Source organism: Microbacterium sp. KSW4-4 (assembly GCF_023091185.1).
Taxonomy (GTDB): Bacteria; Actinomycetota; Actinomycetes; order Actinomycetales; family Microbacteriaceae; genus Microbacterium; species Microbacterium paraoxydans.
In genome coordinates this window covers 1,429,582-1,452,094 of the sequence record NZ_JAHWXJ010000001.1, presented here as the reverse complement: position 1 = coordinate 1,452,094, position 22,513 = coordinate 1,429,582, and the positions used below count along the sequence as shown (strand labels likewise).

26 protein-coding genes are annotated in these 22,513 nt (G+C 70.7%); 7 read left to right on the top strand and 19 right to left on the bottom strand.

Features of this window, described 5'->3' with window-relative positions; all coding sequences use genetic code 11:
• Positions 1-7 precede the first annotated feature (7 nt).
• Positions 8-787 carry a YggS family pyridoxal phosphate-dependent enzyme gene (locus tag KZC57_RS07310; RefSeq protein ID WP_247641373.1) on the top strand — a complete coding sequence of 260 codons (780 nt, stop codon included), beginning with the start codon at positions 8-10 and terminating at the stop codon, positions 785-787.
• Positions 788-794: 7 nt separating this feature from the next.
• Here the strand turns inward: KZC57_RS07310 and KZC57_RS07305 are convergent, their stop codons facing one another.
• The 6 genes from KZC57_RS07305 to KZC57_RS07280 all read right to left on the bottom strand — a co-directional run bounded on the left by KZC57_RS07305 (position 795) and on the right by KZC57_RS07280 (position 5,826).
• Positions 795-1,001 (bottom strand): CDGSH iron-sulfur domain-containing protein, encoded by a 207-nt coding sequence (locus tag KZC57_RS07305; RefSeq protein WP_060922967.1) that lies wholly within the window; start codon positions 999-1,001, stop codon positions 795-797.
• Positions 998-2,044, bottom strand: a complete 1,047-nt coding sequence (locus KZC57_RS07300) for an iron-containing redox enzyme family protein (protein WP_144882247.1) — start codon at positions 2,042-2,044, stop codon at positions 998-1,000. The genes KZC57_RS07305 and KZC57_RS07300 overlap by 4 nt, the downstream gene beginning before the upstream one ends.
• A 104-nt stretch (positions 2,045-2,148) precedes the next feature.
• The gene (locus KZC57_RS07295) at positions 2,149-3,036 is read right to left on the bottom strand and encodes an endo alpha-1,4 polygalactosaminidase (protein ID WP_247641372.1); all 888 of its coding nucleotides are present in this window, start codon (positions 3,034-3,036) and stop codon (positions 2,149-2,151) included.
• Positions 3,033-4,439, bottom strand: coding sequence for an MFS transporter (locus KZC57_RS07290; protein ID WP_060922965.1), 1,407 nt, complete (start codon positions 4,437-4,439; stop codon positions 3,033-3,035). The genes KZC57_RS07295 and KZC57_RS07290 overlap by 4 nt, the downstream gene beginning before the upstream one ends.
• Positions 4,440-4,477: 38 nt before the next feature.
• On the bottom strand, positions 4,478-5,554 hold the full coding sequence (locus KZC57_RS07285) for a YbdK family carboxylate-amine ligase (RefSeq protein WP_247641371.1): 1,077 nt from the start codon (positions 5,552-5,554) through the stop codon (positions 4,478-4,480).
• 5 nt (positions 5,555-5,559) lie between these two features.
• Positions 5,560-5,826 (bottom strand): Rho termination factor N-terminal domain-containing protein, encoded by a 267-nt coding sequence (locus KZC57_RS07280; RefSeq protein ID WP_025102516.1) that lies wholly within the window; start codon positions 5,824-5,826, stop codon positions 5,560-5,562.
• Between the two features lie 121 nt (positions 5,827-5,947).
• Between KZC57_RS07280 and KZC57_RS07275 the strand changes: the two genes are divergently transcribed.
• The gene (locus KZC57_RS07275) at positions 5,948-6,112 is read left to right on the top strand and encodes a hypothetical protein (RefSeq protein WP_164498167.1); all 165 of its coding nucleotides are present in this window, start codon (positions 5,948-5,950) and stop codon (positions 6,110-6,112) included.
• A gap of 69 nt (positions 6,113-6,181) precedes the next feature.
• On the opposite strand, the gene KZC57_RS07270 is transcribed toward KZC57_RS07275, so the two are convergent.
• Entirely contained in the window at positions 6,182-6,370 is a 189-nt protein-coding gene (locus KZC57_RS07270) for a CsbD family protein (protein WP_370670658.1), read from the bottom strand.
• Between the two features lie 209 nt (positions 6,371-6,579).
• Between KZC57_RS07270 and KZC57_RS07265 the strand changes: the two genes are divergently transcribed.
• Positions 6,580-6,981 (top strand): hypothetical protein, encoded by a 402-nt coding sequence (locus tag KZC57_RS07265; RefSeq protein ID WP_144882251.1) that lies wholly within the window; start codon positions 6,580-6,582, stop codon positions 6,979-6,981.
• A 21-nt stretch (positions 6,982-7,002) separates the two neighbouring features.
• On the opposite strand, the gene KZC57_RS07260 is transcribed toward KZC57_RS07265, so the two are convergent.
• Positions 7,003-7,350, bottom strand: a complete 348-nt coding sequence (locus tag KZC57_RS07260) for a hypothetical protein (RefSeq protein ID WP_062636841.1) — start codon at positions 7,348-7,350, stop codon at positions 7,003-7,005.
• A 291-nt stretch (positions 7,351-7,641) separates the two neighbouring features.
• On the opposite strand from KZC57_RS07260, the gene KZC57_RS07255 reads away from it, so the two are divergent.
• On the top strand, positions 7,642-8,133 hold the full coding sequence (locus tag KZC57_RS07255; RefSeq protein ID WP_060922428.1) for an FBP domain-containing protein: 492 nt from the start codon (positions 7,642-7,644) through the stop codon (positions 8,131-8,133).
• Here KZC57_RS07255 and KZC57_RS07250 read toward each other — a convergent pair.
• The 6 genes from KZC57_RS07250 to KZC57_RS07225 all read right to left on the bottom strand — a co-directional run bounded on the left by KZC57_RS07250 (position 8,130) and on the right by KZC57_RS07225 (position 13,861).
• A complete protein-coding gene (locus KZC57_RS07250) occupies positions 8,130-8,951 on the bottom strand; it encodes a PaaX family transcriptional regulator C-terminal domain-containing protein (protein WP_247641370.1) in 822 nt (273 codons plus the stop codon). The genes KZC57_RS07255 and KZC57_RS07250 overlap by 4 nt on opposite strands.
• A complete protein-coding gene (locus KZC57_RS07245; RefSeq protein ID WP_060922426.1) occupies positions 8,941-10,275 on the bottom strand; it encodes a kynureninase in 1,335 nt (444 codons plus the stop codon). Before KZC57_RS07245 ends, KZC57_RS07250 begins: the two co-directional genes overlap by 11 nt.
• Position 10,276: 1 nt before the next feature.
• Positions 10,277-11,296 (bottom strand): amidohydrolase family protein, encoded by a 1,020-nt coding sequence (locus KZC57_RS07240; RefSeq protein ID WP_060922425.1) that lies wholly within the window; start codon positions 11,294-11,296, stop codon positions 10,277-10,279.
• A complete protein-coding gene (locus tag KZC57_RS07235; protein ID WP_060922424.1) occupies positions 11,296-12,147 on the bottom strand; it encodes a tryptophan 2,3-dioxygenase in 852 nt (283 codons plus the stop codon). The genes KZC57_RS07240 and KZC57_RS07235 overlap by 1 nt, the downstream gene beginning before the upstream one ends.
• A gap of 85 nt (positions 12,148-12,232) precedes the next feature.
• The gene (locus KZC57_RS07230) at positions 12,233-13,285 is read right to left on the bottom strand and encodes an alpha/beta hydrolase (RefSeq protein ID WP_247641369.1); all 1,053 of its coding nucleotides are present in this window, start codon (positions 13,283-13,285) and stop codon (positions 12,233-12,235) included.
• 51 nt (positions 13,286-13,336) lie between these two features.
• On the bottom strand, positions 13,337-13,861 hold the full coding sequence (locus tag KZC57_RS07225; protein ID WP_060922422.1) for a TetR/AcrR family transcriptional regulator: 525 nt from the start codon (positions 13,859-13,861) through the stop codon (positions 13,337-13,339).
• A gap of 78 nt (positions 13,862-13,939) precedes the next feature.
• Here KZC57_RS07225 and KZC57_RS07220 point away from each other — a divergent pair, with 78 nt between their 5' ends.
• Complete coding sequence (locus KZC57_RS07220; RefSeq protein ID WP_060922421.1) at positions 13,940-14,650, top strand: MBL fold metallo-hydrolase; 711 nt, start codon at positions 13,940-13,942, stop codon at positions 14,648-14,650.
• A 316-nt stretch (positions 14,651-14,966) separates the two neighbouring features.
• Here KZC57_RS07220 and KZC57_RS07215 read toward each other — a convergent pair whose 3' ends face one another.
• From KZC57_RS07215 to KZC57_RS07205, 3 genes are all read right to left on the bottom strand, one after another.
• Positions 14,967-15,494 (bottom strand): cysteine hydrolase family protein, encoded by a 528-nt coding sequence (locus tag KZC57_RS07215; RefSeq protein WP_060922420.1) that lies wholly within the window; start codon positions 15,492-15,494, stop codon positions 14,967-14,969.
• Between the two features lie 107 nt (positions 15,495-15,601).
• On the bottom strand, positions 15,602-17,041 hold the full coding sequence (locus tag KZC57_RS07210) for a cytosine permease (RefSeq protein WP_060922419.1): 1,440 nt from the start codon (positions 17,039-17,041) through the stop codon (positions 15,602-15,604).
• A gap of 44 nt (positions 17,042-17,085) precedes the next feature.
• Positions 17,086-18,369 carry a M18 family aminopeptidase gene (locus tag KZC57_RS07205; RefSeq protein ID WP_247641368.1) on the bottom strand — a complete coding sequence of 428 codons (1,284 nt, stop codon included), beginning with the start codon at positions 18,367-18,369 and terminating at the stop codon, positions 17,086-17,088.
• 227 nt (positions 18,370-18,596) lie between these two features.
• Between KZC57_RS07205 and KZC57_RS07200 the strand changes: the two genes are divergently transcribed.
• Positions 18,597-19,460, top strand: coding sequence for an EamA family transporter (locus KZC57_RS07200; RefSeq protein WP_247641367.1), 864 nt, complete (start codon positions 18,597-18,599; stop codon positions 19,458-19,460).
• Between the two features lie 9 nt (positions 19,461-19,469).
• On the opposite strand, the gene KZC57_RS07195 is transcribed toward KZC57_RS07200, so the two are convergent.
• On the bottom strand, positions 19,470-20,123 hold the full coding sequence (locus KZC57_RS07195; protein WP_029989098.1) for a response regulator transcription factor: 654 nt from the start codon (positions 20,121-20,123) through the stop codon (positions 19,470-19,472).
• A 226-nt stretch (positions 20,124-20,349) separates the two neighbouring features.
• Here KZC57_RS07195 and KZC57_RS07190 point away from each other — a divergent pair, with 226 nt between their 5' ends.
• The gene (locus tag KZC57_RS07190; RefSeq protein WP_025102499.1) at positions 20,350-21,492 is read left to right on the top strand and encodes a sensor histidine kinase; all 1,143 of its coding nucleotides are present in this window, start codon (positions 20,350-20,352) and stop codon (positions 21,490-21,492) included.
• 215 nt (positions 21,493-21,707) lie between these two features.
• Here KZC57_RS07190 and KZC57_RS07185 read toward each other — a convergent pair whose 3' ends face one another.
• Positions 21,708-22,451, bottom strand: a complete 744-nt coding sequence (locus KZC57_RS07185; protein ID WP_247641366.1) for a GntR family transcriptional regulator — start codon at positions 22,449-22,451, stop codon at positions 21,708-21,710.
• Positions 22,452-22,513: the final 62 nt, after the last annotated feature.

The following is a 22,513-nucleotide window of genomic DNA, read 5'->3' as shown; positions in this document are numbered from 1 at the left end:
TTGACCTATGTCAAAGTTCGAACCCGCGGAGGACGGTGCTGACCGCTACCCGACGGCGTTCACCGTCGCCGACTTCCAGGCCAACGTCGCGGCGGTACGTGCGCGCATCGACGCCGCCGCCGAGCGGGCGGGACGCGAACCCGGTGCGGTGCATCTGCTCCCGGTGAGCAAGACCGTCCCGACCGATCGCGTGCGGGTGGCGATCGGCGCCGGCCTGCGTCGGCTCGGCGAGAACAAGGTGCAGGAGGCGGTGCGCAAGAACCGGGAGACGGCTGACCTGGACGTCGACTGGGTGGTCATCGGCCACCTGCAGACGAACAAGGCGAGAGACGTCGTCTCCTTCGCCGCCGAGTTCCAGGCGCTCGACCGGCTCCGGGTCGCGGAGGCCCTCGACCGGCGTCTGCAGGCCGCGGGGCGCAGTCTCGACGTGTACGTGCAGGTGAACACCTCGGCGGAGGACTCGAAGTTCGGGATGCCGCCCGAGGAGCTCCCGGGCTTCCTGAAGGCCCTGCCGACGTACGGCGCCCTTCGCGTCCGCGGTCTGATGACCCTGGCGCTGCTCACACCGGACGACGCCCGGGTGCGCGAGTGCTTCGCGCTGCTGCGCACCCTCCGCGACAGGGCCCGCGAAGAGACTCCCGAACTCATCGGCGACGGCGCGCTGTCGATGGGAATGTCCGGCGACTACGAGATCGCCGTCGAGGAGGGGGCGACGTGCGTGCGGGTCGGGCAGGCGATCTTCGGCGCGCGATCCGTCCCCGACAGCCACTACTGGCCGGAGGGCTGACCGCCGCTCAGTCCTCGGTGCGGAACCCTGCCGCCTTGTGCGTGCCGTCGCAGAACGGCTTGAGCGCGGAGAGACCGCAGCGACAAAGGGCCACCGTGCGTCGGCGCGGGTCGATCACCGTGCCGTCGCTCGCGTGCAACTCGATCTCGCCCCGCACGAGCAGGGGGCCGTCCGGGTACGCCGTGACGGTCACCGGCTCCTCGCGACCGCTCATGCCGTCGTCCTCTCCCGCAGTGCCGAGCGGCCCTCGGTCCAGGCGTCCAGGGTGTGGGCTCCGGCCCAGCCGTCGACCGTGAGGCACGCGGCCGCGCCGAACAGGATGTCCGCCAGCAGTTCCGGACGGTCCTCGGCGAGGCTGCCCGCGAGGTCACGGGCGGCGATCTGCTCGTGCACCGCGTCGGCCTCCACATGCTCTTCGAAGTACGCGGCGACCTCGTCGGCGAACCCCAGCCGGTGCAGGCCGTCGGCGTAGAACCGGCAGGGGATCGACGAGGTCATCTCGTACGCGGCGAGGTGGCCGACGATCGCGCCGACGAGCCGGCGGTTGAGCCCGAACAGGCTCATCATGTTGTGCGAGGCGAGCGTGATCGCCGGGGCGTCGTCGACATAGGCGCCGTACGTGTCGTCGAGTCCCGCGGCGCGCAGGGCCCGCGCATAGAGCTCTGCATGCACCCGCTGGGGGCGCCCACCGCCGTACTCGTCGGACTGGATCTCTACGAGCGCGGCCTTGGGACGGCCGGTCAGCCGCGGAATCGCCCAGGAGTGCGGATCGGCCTCCCGCAGGGTGTACACCGATCGCAGGATCAGCGACTCCTCCGCCTGCTCGCGGGTGGCCTTCCTCGCGATGTGCCGCGACAGGCTGGGGCCGGTGTCCGCGGCGGCGAGGGCGAACAGGGCACGACCCACGGCGTCGACCGTGGGTTCGGGAAGCTCGGGCACCGGCACGGTGTCACGCAGTGCGGCCTCGAAGGCGTCCTCGAGGACGCGGCGCGCCGTGACCACCCCGGCATCCCACTCGAGACTCGCATCGAGCTGCGGAAGCGAGCCGTAGGAGGACGCGTAGAGGACGAACAGGGCGAGCTGGATGTCGTCGTCCCTGACCGCGTCGTCGCTCGCGGCGACGGCTGCGGCGGCGAGGTCGGGGAGGGTGGCGGCGTCGTCACCGCGACCCGTGAGGACGCCGAGGACGGCGCTCGACAGGGGGCCGCGCGGCGAGAAGGCGACGGCGGTGTCGGCGTCGAGGGTGGAAACGGTCATGAGGAGGGGCTCCCATCGGATCGAACACCGGCATCCTCACCCGCGCGAGCCGAGACCACCAGGGACTTGACGCCGAGCCGGTCGGCAGGCAAGCGCGCGCGCCGTCACGGGCACCCGGCGAACACGTACCCTTCATCGTCCGGGGTGACGAGGTCGCGATCGCGGAGCACTGTCGATGCCGGGGTGTCCGGGTCGGCGCACAGCTCCGTGAACGGCCGCGGGAGCTGATCCGTGTACTCGATGTCGATCACATGAGGCCCGTAGACCCCGGTGTACGTGCCGCACTCCGCGTACGCGGCGCATTCCTCCGTCACGGCGAAGTCGAAGCCCGCGCGCTCTTTCAGGGCGTCCGCATGCTCGGCCGCGTTCTTCTGCCCCGCAGCGAGCCCGACGCGGTGCGCCGCGTCGACGAGCAGTTCCGCGAGCGCGAGGTTGTCGTCCAGGCGCAGAGCGCCGCCGGAGCGCGAGAACGAATCGAGGTTGTCGAACTCGACCGCCTGGAAGTCGGCATCCGCACAGCCCTCGATCCACGGGACCACGATCTCGGCGATGCGGGACCGCTGCTCCGCGCTGCCGGTGTCCAGGAGGGCCTCGTCGGGCCAGTCGGGGTCGAAGACCACCTCGTCGCCGTCGCGCAGGAGCAGGTCGTCGGGCCAGGTGTCCAGCTCGCCCGGCTGGGTCTGGAAGCCGTTGACGTAGCAGACGGAGTAGAGGCCGGCGGCGGGCTCCGCGCTGCGGTCGCGGCCGACGATGCCCACACCCTCGGGCGGATCGTAGGCTCCGCCGAGCTGGTAGTCCGGAAGGGCGCCGGCCGGGGGAAGCGCGACAGTGGCCGACGACCCGGTTCCCTCAGCGGGGAGAGCGGGTGGCGCGCTGCAGGCGGAGAGGGCGAGGACCCCGACGGCGATGAGGACCCCGACGGCGATGAGGGCCGCCGGCGCCGGGGAGTGGCGTGTCGTCCTTCGACCGCGCTGGGGACGAGGGACGCTCATCGCGGCTGAGGCGTCGGCTGCGCGGGGGCGTCGACGGGCGGGGCCGCCGCCTCCGAGGGGTTCCGGCGGATCCCGATCCACGACACGACGCCGCCGAGCACGAGGAGCGCCGCCGTGACCCAGGCCGCGTTGTGGAACCCGTCGAGGTCGAGCGTGCCCCCGACGATGGTCGACAGCATCGCGACCACGAGCAGACCCGCGACGCGGGAGACGGCGTTGTTCACGGCGGAGGCGATGCCGGAGTGGTTCTCGTCGATGGCCCCGAGGATCGCGGCCGTCAGCGGGGCGACGGTGAGCGACAGGCCGAGGCCCATCACGATCATGGCCGGGAGCACCTGCGCCCAGTAGTCGAAGGTGGCGTTCACGGTCAGCAGCATCAGCGCTCCGACGGCCATGATCAGCGGTCCGATCGTCATGAAGATGCGCGGGCCCCAGCGCCCTGCCCACCCGCCGGCACGCGAGCTCAGCAGGATCATCAGGATCGTCATCGGCAGACTCGCGAGCCCGGCCGCCGTCGCGCTCAGTCCCGCCCCCTGCTGCAGGTAGACGCCGACGACGAAGCCGTTGAGGGAGAGCGCGGCGTACACGAAGAGCGTGGCGAGGTTGCCCCACCCGAAGTCGCGCACCCGGAACAGCCACAGCGGCATGAGCGGCGTGGCCGAGCGGCCCTGGCGCCACAGGAAGACGGCGAAGAGTGCGGCCCCGGCCACGGCGGGGATCCAGATCGCGGGGGAGGCCCACCCGAGGTTCGGCTGCTCGATGAGGGCGAAGACGACGGCGCCCAGTCCCAGCGCGCACAGTGCACCGCTCCACCAGTCCACGCGGACGCCCCGCGGGTGCTCCGGCAGATGCAGGCGGGCGAGCAGCACCAGCGTCACTCCGATGGGGAGGACGTTGATGAGGAACACGAAGCGCCAGGACAGGAAGTCGACGAAGAGCCCGCCGAGCAGGGGGCCGACCAGTTGAGCCGCCGTGGTGAAGGCCGTCCAGACGCCGATGGCCCGCGCCTGCAGGTCGCCGCGCATGGTCGCGGTGATGAGCGCGAGGGAGCTCGGGACGAGCAGGGCCCCGGCCGCCCCCTGCGCCCCGCGAGCCACGATGAGCATGAGCGGGTCGATCGCGGCGGCGACCGCGACGGACGCGATGCCGAAGGCGATGAGGCCGATCCGCATCACCAGCACCCGTCCGTAGGCGTCGGACAGGGAGCCGGCGAGCAGGATCAGCGCGCTGAGGGTGATGAGGTAGGCGTCGACGACCCACTGCTGCGTGGTGATCCCGCCGCCCAGCTCTTCACTGATGGCGGGAAGGGCGACGTTCACCACTGTCCCGTCGAGGAACGTGACGAACGAGGCCAGCACGGCGATCGCGATGACGAGCCGCTGGAGCGGGGCGAAGGATGACACAGGCCGACCCTACTCCGGGCGACGGACGCGGGGGCCCGTCAGGCGGCCGGTGTTCCGGTACCTTCCTGCAGGAGCCGTCGGAGCGCGGGGAGCCCGTCCCGTGCGTGCGCCGCACGCTGTCGCGCCGCACCGGTCCCGTCGGCCCGCAGCCGGTCGAGGCCCGCCCGCACCGCGTCCGCTTCGCCGAGGTCGTCCAGCACCGGCCCGATGTCGTCGACCAGGTGCTCCGCCACGGTCCAGGCCGGGCAGACCTCTCCGGTGAGCGGATCCACGATGCGGGCCGTCATCCCGGCTCTCGACGCCATCCAGATCGACGCGTCGATCGTCTCCGTCTCGTCGGCGACGATCCGCTGCCCGGACGCCAGGGCGATCCCGCGGGTCAGCAGCGCGGAGAGGACGGCGTCCTCCGCGGTGAGCTGCGTGTCCGCGACGCGCGCCTCGACCGTCGGGTAGCGCTCGGAGACACGCACCGCCCAGGAGAGGGATGTCGCCTCGCCGATGGTCCCGAGGGCCAGGAGCTGGTCCACGCGCGCCCGGTAGTCGTCGACGTCGGCGAACCGGGGCGGACACCACGACGAGGGGAGCCGGCGGATGAGCATGCTCCGCCAGCTCGCGAATCCCGTGTCGAGACCGTTGCCGAACGGGCTGTTCGTGCTGAGGGCGAGCAGCAGCGGCAGCCAGGCGCGGAGACGGTTCAGGGCGCGGACCCGCTCCTCCTCGTCCGGCACCTCGACGTGCACGTGCAGACCGTTCACCTCGTGCTCGCGGGTCAGGTGCGCCAGCCGCCGGGCGACGTCGTCGTAGTGCGCCGACGGCGAGAGACGCGGCGAGCGGAGAGTGGTGAACGGCGAGCCGGTCGGTGCCGCGATCGCGCGCCGGGCGCGTGCCTGCGTGCCGATGGCCGTGCGCAACGCCGACAGCTGCTGGACGGCCTCGGCGCCGGTCCGCACCGGATCGGTGAGGGCCTCGATCTGCGAGGCCAGGTACTCGGTGGTCACGCGTCCGGTGACGACGTCATCGCCGATGCGCTCCAGGATGTCACCGCTGAGGGCGACGGGGACGAGCGAATCCTCATCGAGCAGAAGGAACTCCTCCTCGATCCCGAAGCGCGTCATCCGGGTCAGTGGTTTCGCAGTTCGGAGATGAGCTCGGCCTTGCGCTTGCCGCTGTAGCCGGTGAGGCCCAGCTCCTTGGCGCGCTTCCGCAGCTCGGGAACGGTCCAGTCCTCGTAGTCCCCGTGCTTCCCGCCGCGGCGGCCGACGGAGCTGCGGCCGTCTCGTGCGGCAGCGTTCGAGATGCGGGCGGCCTTCTCCTTCGAAGCGCCGTCGTCGCGCAGCTCTTCGTACAGTTCCGGATCCTTCAGGGAGTTGTTGCGTCGTCCTGGCATTGCTCTGCTCCTTCGCGCATCGGGAGGGTCGAAGTCAACCCCCTCCAGGGTGGGTGTGGTTCGGGTCTAGCGTGGTCTCACCGCAGTCGGGCGCCCGCGCCCCCAGAGAAGGGAAAGACCGATGAACATCCTCCTGATCATCGTCATCGTCATCGCCGTGATCCTCGCGATCACCGGAGGGCTGGTGCAGTCGCTCCAGTTCCTGCTGTGGGTCGGTCTGGTGCTCCTGGCCATCGCCGTGATCGCCTGGCTGATCCGAGCGATCACCGGCAGCCGCAAGGTCTGACCCGAGTGCGGAGGGGGAGGCTCGCCATCGGCGAGCCTCCCCCTCTTCATGGGTTCAGCGGGTGGGGGATCAGCGGTTGAACGCGTCCTTGACGCTGTCGCCGGCCTTGCCCGCGGCGTCCTTCACGTTCTCGCCGGCCTGCTTCGCGTCGGCCTTCACCTGATCCGCCTGGCCTTCGGCCTCGAGCTTCTCGTTGTCGGTGAGCTTGCCGAAGCCTTCCTTGACCTTGCCACCCAGCTTCTCAGCGGAATTCTTCATGTCATCTGCGCCACTCATAAGAGGCTCCTCTCCTGGACGGATCGATTGCTCTTCGAGCGTCGCACCGCCGTCGCGGTCCGTCCACGGGATTGACATTCACCGACGGGCGTGTCAGCGTTCCGCCCCCATCGACTCCCGCCCGCACAGGGGTTAGCCTGGCGCCAGGCGGGTGTCCTGCCCGTCGTCCTGGACGAAGGGAGCGGTGTGCGATGGACGCGATGATGATGGGTGCCATGTCCAAGAACATGGAGTCGATGCCGGACATGGAGATGATGGACATGTCGGTGCTCCAGGCGTGTATGGACGCGTGTGCCGCCTGCGAGCAGGCCTGCACGGTGTGCGCGACGCAGGAGATGGACTGCGCCCCCGCGTGCATGAACTGCGCGGACATGTGCCACACGATGATGCGATCGATGCTCCGCATGCAGGGGATGACCCCTGCCACGATGATGGCGATGCTGGACGCCTGCATCGCGATGTGCCAGATGTGCATGGACGAGTGCATGCAGCATGCCGATCACAGCGACGTCTGCCGCCTCTGCGCTCAGGCGTGCCAGGCCTGCATGAACGCGTGCATGGCGGTCCGCGACATGATGATGGCGAGCGCCTGACCCGAGGGGATCAGGCCCTCGTCACACGACGGCGACGTTGAAGCGGGTGCGTCCCACGGCGAGCACGGCGTAGTCGAGGTGGAGGGCGACCGGGCTGCCGATGGCGGCCTCCAGCGCGGCGCCGGAGCCGTTCCACAGCGTGTGCGTGGTGCCGTCGAGCGTGCGGACGACGAGGTCTCCGGCGACCGGATCCGCCGCGATCACGAACGCGTCCGCCCATCGCGCCGGGGTCGCCGCGGCGAGACGCTCCTGGATCAGGTGCAGGGCGTGGCCGGGGGCCGAGGAGGAGCAGCGGCCGCCGTTCCGGCACATGCACGTCGCACGCTCACGCACCTCGAGGGGCGGACGGCGGTGCAGCGGCGTGGACACGGGGACTCCTTCGGATCGGCGTCCGGCCAGAGTACGTCGATGAGGTCGGGATCCCGCGGCCCTCCCGACACGCGACGAAACAAACGGGTGTAGGCTCGCCGGGTGCTGTCGTCGATGAGCGCCCTCGGGGCGCGGAGCGGAGCTGCAGGCGCGTTCAGCGCCGCAGGCAGAGGCTGAGGACCGGCCGGAGGCGGAACCCCGTCCCCGGTGCTGCGTCGTACCCCGGCATCGTCCGGGTGATCCTCCGATCCGTCTCGCCGACCCGGCGATCACACCGAAAGCTCTTCTCTCATGCGTCCCATCGACGAGCGCGCCCTGCGCGCCTCCTTCTGCAACGCCTCCCGCAAGGAGGTCTCCGACATCACCCTGCCGCCCGACTTCGCCGAGACCGACTTCGAAAGGCTCGACTACCTCGGGTGGATCGACCCGAAGCTGCCCCGGCGCGCCTATGTCGTCGTGTGGATCGACGACGAGCCCGTGGGCGTCGTGCTGCAGCGCGCCGAGCAGCGCGTGCTCGCCCGTGCGCAGTGCTCGTGGTGCGAGGACGTGACGCTCCGCAACGACGTGCAGCTCTACGTGGCCCGCCGTGCCGGAGCCGCCGGTCGCAAGGGCGACACGGTCGGCGTGCTCGCGTGCGCGGAGTTCGGCTGCAACGCGGCGGTGCGCAAGCTCCCGCCGCTGGCCTATCCGGGGTACGACCGCGAGCTCGCCCGCGAGATGCGGATCCTGCGGCTGCAGGAGCACGTGACCGGATTCGTGCGCGAGGTCGCCCGGACCGACTAGGCCGTCACGGCTCGCACGTGAGCCAGGGCGGGTGCCTCCCACGCCGCCGACAGCCGGGCGAACGCCTCGAAGCTGCGTCCGCCCGGCCAGTCGGCCGGCAGCATCGCCGGGGGCAGCCCCGGATCGGTGTAGGGCAGCACCCGCCACCGGTCGATGAGGTGCACGTAGGCCGGGAAGGGCTCCTCGGGCAGGGCCGTGAGCGAGGCCTGGAAGGCTTCGTGCCCGCCGCGCAGCGCGTCGAGGTCCCACCACGTGGCGGCGGCCTCGGCCAGCGTGCCGGCCGGGGCGGGGGCCGACGCGTCGAACAGCGTCGCCCAGCGGCGGGCACCGAGTTCGTCGAGGATCTGCTCCGCCTCCGCCCTGAGGTGCCCGGGACAGATCCACAGGGCGGGGGAGACGACGCCGGCGCCGATCCAGTGCAGTCGGCGGCGCAGTTGATGGCGCACGCTGCGCGCGCTCTCCGGGATCGAGAACGACACCAGGCACCACGGATCGTCGTCGGCCATCTCCTGCATCCGGAAGATCCGGCGGTCGCCGCGCTCCAGCATCGGCACGGCCGCCGGGCTCAGCCGGTAGCCGACGGCGTCGCGGCGCTCCGGCAGGAGCAGGCCCTTCTGCTTGAGACGGGCGATGCCCGTCCGGGCGGGAGCGGCGGGGATGCCGAGGTCGGCGGCCAGCGCCACGAGGTCGGCGGCCGAGATCCAGCCTCCGAGTGGGCGCAGATACAGGCCGATCAGGGTGCGCAGGAGCGAGGCGGTGCTGCCGGGGCGGGCGTCGATGTCATCGAGCACGACCGGCGCCGCGGGGTCAGGAGACACCGGACTCCAACGCATCCCTGACCGCGAGCACCCCGGCGACGGTCTCGGCGTGCGAGGTGCTCAGCGGCGACAGCCCGAGCCGGATCCCGTCCGGGAAGCGGAAGTCGGGGATGACGCCGTCGGCCCAGAGCCTCCGGGTGACCTCCCGGAAGTCGGGGTGGCCGATCGTGATGTGTCCGCCGCGTCGCGCCGGGTCGCGAGGGCTCAGCAGGCGCACGTCCAGGGGCGCGAGCAGCTCGTCGTACGCTCGGACCGCGAGCGCGGTGAGCGACTCCGACTTCGCGCGCACGCCGTCGATGCCCGACTGCTCGATGAGGTCGATCATGCCCTGCATCGCGAGCATCGAGGTCACCGGCGGCGTGCCGCTGAGGAGCTGACGGATGCCGTCGGCGGGGACGTACTCCGGGCCCATGGCGAAGATGTCGGCCGCGCTCCACCACCCCTGGATCGGCTGCCGCAGCAGGCCCTGCAGGTCGTGGCGGAGGTAGGCGAAGGCGGGCGATCCCGGGCCGCCGTTGAGGTACTTGTAGGTGCAGCCGACGGCCATGTCGACGCCCCAGTCGTCGAGCTGCATCGGCACGACGCCCGCCGAGTGGCAGAGGTCCCACATCATCAGGGCCCCGGCCTCGTGCACGACGGCGGTGATGCCGGGCATGTCGGCGAGGGCGCCGGAGCGGTAGTCGACGTGGCTGAGCGAGACGAGCGCCGTCCGCTCGGAGACCACGGCCGCGACGTCGTCGATCGTGACGCCGTGTACCGGATCGGGCGTGATCCAGCGCAGCGTGGCCCCCATCTCCGCCGCCACGCCCTCGGCGAGGAACCGGTCGGTGGGGAAGTTGCCCTCCTCGATCACGAGCTCCGTCCGCCCCGCGGGTCCCTGAGTCGCGCCCGTGGGTCCCTGAGTCGCGCCCCTGGGTCCCTGAGTCGCGCCCCTGGGTCCCTGAGCCGCGCCCCTGGGTCCCTGAGCCTGTCGAAGGGCCCCCCGCATGAGCTTGTACAGCAGGACGCTCGTGGAGTCCGACACGACCGTCTGCCCCGCGCCCGCACCGAGGGCGACGGCGCCGATGCGGTCTCCGAGCTCCATCGGCAGGGCCATCCACTGCTCGTCCCAGGAGCGGATGAGGCGGGTGCCCCAATCCTCGCGCACGAACGCGGCGAGCTTCTCCGGCACGTCGCGCAGCGGCCGCCCGAGCGAGTTGCCGTCGAGGTAGGCGGTGACGCCCGGGGCCTCGACGAACGCGTCGAGATGCGCGGCGAGCGGGTCGGCGGCGTCCAGGGCGCGGGCGGCGTCGAGGAGGGCGGTGTCGGCGGAGCGGTCGGTCATGTCACACCTTAAGGTCGGCGGGGGTGAGGGGGCGGGCGGCCAGGGGATCGGCGGATCCCGGTGGCAGCAGGAGGAGGAGAGAGCGGGGATCGAGCGGGTCGACGGGCGCGAGGGCGCGGAGGAGGGCGTCGTCGTCGAGCCCGGCGGTGCGGAGGGCGGCGACCTCGGCGGGGTTCAGGTCGACGGGGGTCGGGCCGTTGCCCATATCGGTGCCGTAGCGGACGGTGCCGCCGGCGGCATGGAAGCGGGCGACGTTGTCGATCGCGATGGCCCTCGTGGCGGGGTCGTGGATGGCGAGGGTGCTGATCCAGGACACCCGGACGGCCTGGTCCGCGATCTCGTCGTCATCCAGACGCTCGGTGAACGGGGCGTGCGCGAGCTGCGTCGCTCCGAGGCGGACGACGCGCTGCGCTTCGCCGGTGCCCTCCGCATGGGCGACGACGGGGAGGCCGTGCGCCACGGCGAGCTCGACGATCGCGCGGAAGAGGGCGTCGGAGAAGGTCGGGCCGGCGGTGCTGTTGCTCGCGACCTTGATGCCGGAGACACCGGCCGCCACCAGCTCCTCGATCACGGTCGCGGCCGCCGTCGAGTCGGCGATCTCCCGGACGGAACCTGTCGGCGCCCACGCGCGGTCCGAGGGGTAACCGCCGGGGGGAGTGAGGAACGCGCCGGCGAAGTCGACGGTTCGCAACTCAGGAGAATCCGGCCCAGCCGCACCCGGAACCGCCTCGGAAGCGCCTCCGCCGATCGAAACTCCTGAGTTGTGAACGGCGATCCGCGCCACCGTAGACGGATCGCCGCCGAGGTCGACCACTCGTCCGAGGCGCGATGAGGCCAGGAGCGTGTGGTCGACGAGCTGCAGGTGCACGTGGTGGTCCGTGAAGCCCCCGACGATGCGGCCGGAGAGGACCGGGCCCCCCGGCGCGGATGTCTCCTCACGAAGCCGGGGGAGCCCGTCCTCGCCGAGTTCGACGACGCCGTCCCGCCAGCGCTCGCCGTCGAAGAACGTCGCCGTGAGCATCAGGAACCGATCTCGGTGCGGACGGTGTAGAGCTCGGGGAAGAAGGTCAGGTCGAGGGCGCGCTGCAGGAAGCCGACGCCGCTCGATCCACCGGTGCCGACCTTCATCCCGATGGTCCGGGACACGGTCTTGAGGTGACGGAAGCGCCAGAACTGGAAGTTGTCCTCGAGGTCGACGAGGTCCTCGCAGGCCTCGTAGAGATCCCAGTGGGTGCGCGGGTCCTGGTAGATCGCACGGATGGCAGGCACGAGGGCCGGGGTCTCGCGGTACGGTTCGCGCACGTCCCGGTCGAGGATCTCGCGGGGGATCGGGAGGCCGCGGCGAGAGGCGTAGCGGAGGAACTCGTCGTACAGCGTGGGCTTCTCCCACTCGGCCGTGAGGAGCGCGAGGTTCGCCGGGTGGTCGCGGAAGACGCTCAGCATCTTCTCGTTCTTGTTGCCCAGCGCGAACTCGACGGCCCGGTACTGCACCGACTGGAAGCCGGACGAGTTGCCGAGGGCGCCGCGGAACTGGGCGTACTCCGTCGGGGTCAGCGTCGCCAGGACCGACCACTGCTGCGTCATCACATCCTGGATGCGCTTGACCCTGGCGATGCGCTTGAGGGCGTCGCGCAGGTCGTCGGCTGCGAGCAGCTCCCGCGCCGAGCTGAGCTCATGCAGCAGCTGCTTCAGCCAGAGTTCCGTCGTCTGGTGCTGGATGATGAACAGCATCTCGTCGTGATGCTGCGGGTCGCTCACCGGATGCTGTGCCGTGAGGAGCTGGTCGAGCGCGAGGTACGAGCCGTAGGTCATGCGGCCGGAGAGGTCGGTGACGATGCCGGACTCGAGTGCGCGTTCGTTCTCGGTGTGCATCCCGTGAACATATCACTTCCGTGCCGGTCGTCACAGACATGTTATGTCCGGGCCGGAGCGCCGGGCTCGGACGAAAGGGGCCGGTTCAGCGAGTGTGTGCGTCGAGGAAGGCGATGGTGTCCGCGAGCGCCTTCCGGGCCTCGGGGAGATCGAGGTGGAACTGGTACTCGTGCGGGAGCTCCGGCTCGTGCGGCGCGGGCCAGAACACCGGAGTGACCTCGACGCCGAGTTCCTGCAGCCGCTTCGCCATCGGGATCGACTGGAGCCAGGTGAGCCCGTCGCCGTTGCCGCCGGAGATGTACGTCGCGGGGAAGTCGGCCGTGACCCAGTCGACGGTCGACATCGTGGCACCCGTCGAGTCCTCCGCCCAGGTCTTCGTGCCGGCGTAGGCCCACATCGCCGATTTGAAGCCCCACCCCGGGACCCCGTCGAGCTCGGCCAGCGCGGCGAGGTCGTAGACGCCGCAGTTCAGCACGGTCGCGACGAGCTGGTCGGCGCGGAGCGACGGGCGGATGCCGAGGATCTCGGCGTAGTCCGGATTCGTGATGAGCGTCGCCATCTGGCTGGCGAGCTGCGCCCCGGCGGAGTCTCCTGCCAGCACGATGCGTCGCGGATCGACGCCCAGCTCCGCCGCGTGCGCGTCGATGTAGGCGAGGGCCTCGTCGAGCTGGTGGACGGCGAGCGGGTACACGCCCTCGGGTCCGCGGGTGTAGTTCACGCCGATGGTCGTGTATCCCTCCGCGGCGAGGATGCGGAGGTACGGATCGACGTCCTCCTTCGAGCCCGAGATCCAGGCGCCTCCGTGGATCCACACCACGGTCGGCAGTGCGCCGTCGGCGGAGGCCGGGCGGAAGACGTCCATCGTCGTGTCCGTTCCGGCATCTCCGTAGGCGATGTCCTTCCGTTCGTCGAGCGCGGCGTCAGGGACGTGCTTCGTCATCTCCGCCGCGGTCTCGTCACCGCCCTTCGTGAACACGGAGCGGATGATCATCGCGGACGGCCATGGGGTGAGCGTGCCGACGATCGCGACGACGGCGGCGACCGCGGCGAGGGTGCCCACGGCGATCTTCGTGCGACGCCAGGGCCTCCGGGCGGTCTTCGCGGCCACGGTTGCGGCGGTGCTGCGGGAGTCTTCCACGGCCTCAGTGTGGCAGCATCCGCCGTCGCGGACCGGGAATGACGGGCGTCCTCACCCGGCGAGGCTCGCGAGGAGACGCCGGAGGCCGTACTCGAAGGCGCGGTCGACGTCACCGCCGAGTCGGAACGCCCCGGACAGCTCCATCTGCAGGAACCCGGTGGCCCAGGCGGTGAAGAGACGCGCGGCGTCGAGAGCGTCCGCCTCGCCCACCGCGGTGGCGCAGGCGCGGATGACGGGGGCGGCGGAGCGTTCCAGCGCCTCGTGCGGGACCGCGGCGTTGAACATGAGGCGGAAGCCCTCCGGGTACGCGTGAGCGAAGGTGCGATAGGTCCGGGCGAGGGTGGAGAGGTCGTCGCCGGCCGCCTCGAGCTCGGTCGCGAGGGCATCGACGGATGCCATGGCGACCGCGACTCGCAAGGCCTCCCGATCGCGCACGCGCTTGTAGAGGGAGGGGGCGCGCACGCCCACGCGCTCCGCGACCGCCTGCATCGTGAGTCCCGCAGGGCCGTCGACCTCGATGATCTCCTGGCCGGCCGCGACGATGGCATCGATCGACGTGCGTTCGGGAGTAGGCATGGATCCTCCTCGATGGCTATTGACAGTAGCCATGATAGCTACGTAACGTAGCCATCGCAATCGTCCGAGAGGATCATCATGAAGCTCGCCCCCCACCTCCACCGCCTCGGCAACGACATCGTCGCCTCGTACCTCATCGACCTGCCCGAGGGCATCACCCTCGTCGACGCCGGGTTGCCCGGGCACTGGCATGACCTTCAGCGGGAGCTCGCCGTGATCGGCCGCCCGCTGTCCGACATCCGCGGACTCGTGCTGACTCACGGCGACAGCGACCACATCGGATTCGCGGAACGACTGCGTCGCGAGTCCGGTGTTCCGGTGTTCATCCACGGCGCCGATGCCCACCGCGTGCGTACCGGGGAGAAGCCGAAGACCCCGATGGGCCCTGCCCGGCTCGGTCCGATGCTCGGCTTCCTCGCCTACGGCCTCCGCAAGAGTGCGCTCCGCACACGCCACGTCGCCGAGGTGTCCGAGGTAGCGGACGGTGACGTGCTCGACCTCCCAGGGGCCCCGGTCGTCGTGGGTCTTCCGGGGCACTCGCCGGGGAGCATCGCGGTGCACGTCCCGGCGGTCGGCGCGGTGTTCGTCGGCGACGCCCTGACCACGCGGCATGTGCTCACGGGGGAGGAGGGCGCGCAACCCGCCCCGTTCACCGACGAGCCCACGGAAGCCCTGGCCTCGCTCGACCGCCTCGCGGCGCTCGACGCCGAGTGGGTCCTTCCCGGCCATGGTGCTCCGTGGCGCGGAACTCCCGCCGACATCGCCGCCGCGGTCCGCGCGCACGCCTGACGCTCGCCCCTGTCGGGTCCAGTAACGCTCCTCGCCGCGTATGCCGAGGTGCACTTTCCGTCCCGCCCGAACGCCACAGTACGGTGCCGGATCGATAACGCACCCCAGTCGCGCGGTAGAGGTGCGTTTCGCGTCCCGCGACGGGGACTCCGTGCGGGATCGAAACCGTGCCCGGCGGACCCTCGCGAGGGGCGGAATGCGTCCCGCTGGGAGGGCCTGCCGGCGTGCGGGATCGAAAACGGGCGGGAGACGGCGTGCGGAGGTGCGATTTCCGTCCCGCACGGGCGCGGGCGCGGGCGCGGGGCGGGGGGAGGGGTCAGGGGGAGAGGAGGGTGGCGGTGTCGGTCACGGTGATCTGCGGGGGATACAGGGACATGACCTGCACGGCGGCGGCGTGGTTCTCGGCCGTGGAGCCGGCGCAGGCATCCGCCACGAGCGTCACGCGTGCCCCGGCGTCCGCGGCGGCGAGCGCGGTGGACACGACGCAGCAGTCGGTCGACACCCCTGCGAGCACGATCCGACCACCGTGCCCCACGATCGCCTCCAGTTCCTGGCCCCACTTGCCGAACGTCGGGAGGTCCACGGTGGGATGAGGAGACAGGCCTTCCGCCTCGGGGACGAGCGCGTACAACGGGTCGTCGGCGGGGCGGTCGGCGAACGGCCACGCGGCGAAGTACTCGCCCCAGGAGGTCGAGCGGTCAGCCGTCGGCAGCCACCGGGTCACGAGCACGCGCTCGCCGAAGGCCTCCGCGAGGCGCCGGATGTTCGTCATCGCGGCGGCGAAGAACGGCGAGCCCCAGGCGGAGTCGGGGGACGCGAAGATCACCTGCGGATCGACCACCACGAGCCAGCTCTCGTCCGCGGAGCCTGCCGCCCCCTCGGCCCCTGAGCCTGCCGCCTCCTGGGTCCCTGAGCCTGCCGCCTCCTGGGTCCCTGAGCCTGTCGAAGGGCTCACGACTCCTGCCGCCGGATCTTCCCCGCCCGGGCGAACCAGGTCACGAGGAACGACAGCACCAGCGCCACGAACACCCCGAGGTTCGCATACGCCCAGTCCCCGTCCGTCCCGCCGACGAGGAACAGGAGGTATCCCTGCCAGTTGTTCCACGGCGCGGCGTCCGCGAAGCCGTTGAGCACGAGGCCCCAGCCGATCACACTCGCGACGACCATGGTGCCGATCGATGTCCAGTCCCAGGCGCCGTAGCGTCCGCGGCTGTCGAAGAGGGCCTCGTCGTCATAGTCCTTCCGGCGACGCAGGATGTCGGCGATGAGGATGCCGGCCCAGGAGGCCAGCGGTACGCCGAGGGTGATGAGGAAGCTCTGGAACGGGCCGAGGAAGTCGGTCGCGAAGAACACCACGAAGATGGTGCCCGCCGTGAGGATCGCGCCGTCGATCGCCGCCGCCGACGGCCGCGGGATGCGGATGCCGAGGCTGAGCAGCGTCAGGCCGGAGGAGTAGATGCCGAGCACCGCGCCGGAGACGAGCGCGAGCACGGCCGTGAACAGGAACGGCACGAGGACCCACACCGGCAGGATGCTCGCGAGCGCGCCGATCGGGTCCGCGGCGATCGCGTCCATGAGCTCGGCGTCCGATCCCGCGAGGAGCAGACCGAAGACGACGAGGATGACCGGTGCCACCGAGCCGCCGATCGTGTTCCAGGCGACGATCGCCCCGTCGGACGCGGTGCGCTTCTGGTAGCGCGACCAGTCCGCGGCGATGTTGATCCAGCCCAGCCCGAAACCGGTCATGACCATGACGAGCGCGCCGACGACCTGGCCGATGCCGCCGTCAGGCCGGGCCAGCACCGCAGCGAGGTCGATGGTCGGCGCGGCGAGGACGATGTAGACGATCGTCACGACACCCGTGATCCAGGTCAGCACCGACTGGAGCCGCATGATCGTGTGGTAGCCGAGCACCGAGGCGGCGACGATGAGTGCCGCGACGATCACGGTCGCGAGGATCTTCAGCCAGAGGCTATCCCCGTCGCCGCCGAGCTGCGTGATGACCGTCGCCGTCGCCAGTACCGCCATGATCGCGAGGAAGGTCTCCCAGCCGATCGACGTGAGCCAGGACACGATCCCTGGCACCTTCTGCCCCTGGACGCCGAACGCGGCCCGGGAGAGCACCATCGTCGGCGCCGACCCCCGCTTGCCCGCGATCGCGATGAGGCCGCACAGCAGGAACGACACGACGATGCCGACGACCGAGACCAGGGTCGCCTGCCAGAAGGAGATGCCGAAGCCGAGCACGAACGAGCCGTAGGACATCCCGAACACCGAGACGTTCGCCGCGAACCACGGCCAGAACAGGTCGCGGGGCTGGGCGGTCCGCTCGGACTCGGGGATGATCTCGATGCCTGCACGCTCGATGAGAGCCGGCCTGATGTCGGTCATCCTCACATCCTGGCACTCCGGGGGCGCACTCCGCGCGGCCCGATTCAGCCGGCGAAGAAGGCCCCGGCCACGCGCGTCAGGTCGTGCAGGTCCGAGACCCCGGCGAGCTCACGGGCGGAGTGCATCGAGAGGATCGGAATGCCCACGTCGACCGTGCGGATGCCGAGCCGGGTCGCGGTGATCGGGCCGATCGTCGACCCGCACGGCACGCTGTTGTTCGAGACGAACTCCTGCGTCACTACCTCGGCCCGATCGCACCAGTTCCGCCAGGACGCGGCGCCGACCGCATCGGTCGCGTAGCGCTGGTTGGCGTTGAGCTTGAGGATGGGTCCGGAGCCGAGCACGGGCTGCACGACGGGGTCATGCCGGCCGATGTAGTTCGGGTGTACGGAGTGCCCCACGTCGCTGGACAGGCACCACGACGACGCGTACGCCTGGCGGCGGGCGGAGCCGTCGGCGCCGAGCCCCGCGTAGAGCCGCTCCAGCACGTCCTCGAGGAAGGGGCCTGCGGCGCCGGAGCGCGACTCGGAACCGAGCTCTTCGTGGTCGAACGCGGCGAGGATCGCGACGGGCGCGCCCGCGGCGGGTTCGTGTGCCGCAAGGGCCACGACGCCCGCGTGCACGGAGGCGAGGTCGTCGAGCCGGCCCGAGGCGAAGAACGCGTCGTCCTTGCCGAACACGGCACCCCGCGCGGCATCGGCCACGACGACGTCGTACCCGCGGATCTCCGCGACGGCCACTCTGCCGGAAGCGGCGAGCTCGCCCAGCACATCGGCCTCGGTCGGATCCCCCAGGCCCCACACCGGCTGCGTCTCGGTCTGCTTGTCGAGCGCGAGGCCGTTGTTGACCCCGCGATCGAGGTGGATGGCGAGCTGGGGGAGGCGCAGCAGGGCTCCGGTGTCGGCGAGGACGACCCGGCCGTCGGCGAGGGCGAGCCGGCCGGCGAGGCGCAGCTCCCGGTCGAGCCAGGAGTTCAGCAGCGGACCGCCGTACACCTCGACGGCGGCCTGCAGCCAGCCGCGGGCTCCGGTGGTCGGCTGCGGCTTGAGCTTGAAGCCGGGGGAGTCGGTGTGCGCCCCGAACACGTGCACGGGCGTCGTGGCGGTCGCATCCTCCGGTACCACCCACGCGATCGTCGCGCCGTCGCGGACCACGAGGTACCGGCCTCCGGGCTGCGCGGGCCAGGCGTCCTCCTCCTGCAGCCGCGTGAAGCCGGCCTCCTCCAGGCGGCGGGCCGTCTCGGCGGCTGCGTGGTAGCTCGACGGGGAAGCGGCGACGAAGTCGGCGAGGTCCTCGGCGTGGGCGAGGGCGTCCGGGGTGACGGGCATGACATGACCTTCCTGCGCGGGGTTTGCTTCGAGCGTAGTCGCGCCCGGTCACCGCACCCTTCCCGGTCGGGGATAGGGTGGTGGCGATAGCGCCTAGGGTTCCGGGGTCTGCACCCGACTGGTCCGAGCGGCGCCACGGTCCTCCTCCGCAGGAGGGCCGTCATCTGACAGGACAAAAGCCCGGAGGACCCGATTCGTCGCGCCCGCGGCGGAGGGAAGGGTCTGCCGTGTCCGCTGTCGCTCTCGTCCTCGTCCTCGCCGCTGCGATCGCCCACGCGTCGTGGAACGTCATCGCGCACGGCATCAGCCGCGCCGGCTCGCCGTTCCTGTGGTGGGGTGCGGTCGCCAGCGCCGCCGTCTGGATCGGCGCCGTGCCGTTCACGGGCGGACTCGGTGCGGCCGACCTCGGCTCGTTCGCGCTCGGGGTCTCCGTCTCCGCGGTCCTGCACGTCGCCTACATGGCCGTGCTGCAGCGCGGCTACCGGGAGGGCAGCCTGTCGACCGTCTACGCGACGGCGCGGGGCACCGGGCCGTTCCTCTCCGTGATCGTCGCCGTGCTCCTGCTCGGCGAACGCCCCTCGGCCCTGGCGCTCATCGGCGTCGCGGCGGTGATCGTCGGCGTGGTGGCGATCGGGTTCGTCGACCGCCGTCCGGCGGGGAGCGGGCGCCGCGTCGACCCCGGGCTGTTGTTCGGCGCCCTAACCGGCGTGGCGATCGCGGTCTACACGATCTGGGACGCCCACGCGGTGCGGGCGTGGGAGTTGTCACCGGTGGCGTTCATGGTGGGGACGACGCTGCTGCAGGTGCCGTTCTACTCCGTGGCGGTGCGCGGACGATGGGGTGCGGTCCTGGCGCTGGGGCGCACGCAATGGCGCCGCATCCTGGCCTTCGGCATCCTGTCGCCGCTGTCCTACATCCTCGTGCTGACCGCCATCCAGATCGCTCCGGTGGCGCTCGTGGCGCCGCTCCGCGAGGTCAGCGTCGTGCTCGTGAGCCTGTTCGGCGCCTTCGTCCTGCGGGAGTCCCGGCCGGGATGGCGGATCGGCGCCTCGCTGGTCGTCCTCGTCGGGATCGTGCTGCTCGCGCTCTGAGTCCCCGGCTCAGCGGAAGGTGACGAGTCCGGCGTGGGCGGCCGTGACGAGGATCTGCACGCGGTCGCGCAGGTGCCACTTCGACATCATGCGACCGAGGTGGGCCTTCACGGTCCCCTCCGAGACGATGAGCGCCTTGGCGATCTCGGCATTGGACATGCCCTTCGCGAGGCACTGCAGCACTTCCTCCTCGCGCTCGGTGAGCGGTTCGAGGGTCTCCGCGGCCGCGGTGGGGGTGGAGTCGCGCACGTGGCGGATGAGCATCGACGCGATGCGGGGCGACAGCGAGCTCGCTCCCGCGAACACCTCGCGCACACCCGTGACGATCTCCTCCGCACTGGAGTCCTTGAGCAGGTAGCCGGAGGCGCCGGCGCTCAGCATGGGCAGCACGGTGTCGCTGCCATCGAGCGTGGTCACGGCGAGGATGCGCACGTCGGGCCACCGTTCGGCGATCGCCGCGGTCGCCTCGATGCCGTTCATCTCCGGCATCTGGACGTCCATCATCACGACGTCCGGCTTCTCGCGCTCGACCGTCGTGAGGGCCTCCCGGCCGTCCTCTGCCTGCGCCACGACCGTGATCTCGGGCGCGCGCGACACGAAGTGCGACAGCGCGGAGCGGACCAGAGGATCGTCATCGACGATCACGACGCGGATTTCCTGCATGGAGGAAGCCTAACGGCGTGAAGCGGGCGCTCTGAGGATGTAGACCTTTGGCTATCGAGGTCTGGACGAAGGCCAGATGTGCGCTCCGCGTGCCGCCGAGAAGATGAATACAGACATCGACAAACGGCACTAGGACGGAGGTGAATGTAATGACTTTCTGGCAGCAGGTTAGCAAGTTCTTTGGTCTCGTCCGCTAGAGTACCTGGCGAATAGGAGATAGTGAACCATGGCCTTCGACCATTCGATTCGCGGTTCTGCGGATTCGCTCCGACTGGTTCGAGGCGAGAAGCTGAGCGCCGTCGAGCGCATCGTTGTTCTGGTGATCGTCTCCATCACCATCGTTGTGGACCTCATCGGCGTCATCACCGTCCCCGGTGCCAACCCGGCAGTCGTGGTGGTGAGCGTCTCGTCCACAGCTGTGTTCGCCCTCTATCTCTGGAATCCCCTCCTTGCGACATGCGCCCTCGGCGTGGTGTTCGCGACATCTTTTCTCGTAGGCAGCGAGTACCAGGTCTTGACGGCCGCCGCAGTCGCGGCAGGTCTCGTCATGAGGCTCGGATGGACCTCGCTGATCCTCTCCTACGCCGGCGCATTTCTCGTCGCAGCAGCTCTCGTCGCCATCGGTGACGCGGACGCAGGCGTGAATGTCGCCATCTATCTCGTCTTCGCCGCGGTGGCGGGCGCCGTAGGGTTCGCCCTCAGACTGGCGTTCGCCCGCGGCAGCAGACTCGAGCGTCAGCTGGAGGCTGCGGCTGAGCAGGAACGGGAAGCCGTTCTCGCCGAGCGACGATGGATCGCCGGCGAGCTGCACGACAGCATCGCGCACCACCTCACGGTGGTGTCGCTGCACGTGCAGATGCTCGAAGACCCCGACACCAGCGATGGCTCCCGGGAGGCGATCCGTGTCGCCGCCCGCAAAGCCATGACCGACCTCCGTTTCGTGATCGACCTCGCCGACGACGGCCCCCGTGCAGCGGGCATGCCGACGGGCGACCTCGTCGCCGCGGTCGAGGAGGCGCAGGCCGAGTTCGAAGCGGCAGGGCACGAGGTCGTCCTCGACGGAAACCCCGGCGACGAACGGATCCCTCGTGCCGTCGAGATCGTGCTCGCGCGCATCGTGCGCGAGTCGGCCACGAATGTTCTGAAGTACGCAGGCCCCGGCACCGTCGAGATCCGTCTCGCCGTTGACGACGACAAAGCCCATCTGTCGCTGCGCAGCCCGCTGCCCACGACGCCGCGTCGTGAGCTCTCCTCCAGCCGGACCGGGCTCGGGCGGATGGCCGAACGCGTCATGGGTGCCAGCGGCGAGTTCAGCGCCGGTGAAGTGGACGGGCACTGGCTCGTGTCCGCCGTGTTGCCGGTGGTGTGAGCCCCGCGTATCCTGAGATGAAGCCCGTGAGTCCGGCCCCGAAGCCGTAGACGAAAGTCTACGAGTGTCTCGACATTCGGCACTTCAGCGGCCTCGCGGCGCCGACATATCCTGAAGGCTCCCCAGATAAAGCGTCCCCAGCGCTGCGATCGCGGGCGCGATCTTTCTGGCTTCTTAGACTCCCGCGCCCGCGGTCGCGAATCTGTCTCCGGGCCTCAGCCGCCCACCGCTCTCATGAAGTGCCCGTCCGTCGATATCCCGGACGCCGCCACCGTGAAGCGCACCACCTCGCTGAGGTAGCGGTCCTCCGACGCCTCGAAGATGCGCCCCTCCGCGTCCCTGGACGTCCGGGTCAACCGCAGGATGGGCGTCCCGCGGGGCACGCGCAGGAGCGCCGAGTCCTGATCGTCGGCCGCCACGGCATCGATCACGTGCTGCAGGGTGACGATCGGATGCCCGACCGACGCGAGGTGCTCGGTGATCGAGACCGCGTCGAGGTCGACGTCGAACAGCCGACGGCCGACGTCCTCCGTGTAGGCCAGTCGCTCCAGCATGGTCGGCCGTCCGTCCAGCAGCCGCAGTCGTACCACGCTCACGATCGTGTCGTCGGGTCCGACGCCCAGTGCCGGGCCGAGATCGCCCGCGCGTCGCAGACTCAGCTCCTGCGTCTGCGCGCCCGGCGTGACGCCGAGATCCCGCGCCCAGCGGGTGAAGGGGACCGAGACGTCGACCGCCTGATTCGCCTTGCGCGCCACCACGCGGGCGGGGCGCCCCCGGCCGGTCTCGATCAGCCCCTCGGCGCGGAGGGCCGCCAGGGCGTTGCGGATCGGACCCCGCGACGTGTGCCACCGCTCCGCGAGCTCCGCCTCCGTGGGGACATCGTCCCCGGGCCGGAGCGTGCCGTCGACGATCCGCGCGCGGAGGTCGTCGGCAATCTGGGTGTACACAGGTTCGGCCACATAGGTACATTACTTCGTCTGTCGTGTCCGGGCCTGTGTGTTGTGGGGCCGTTCATCCAGAA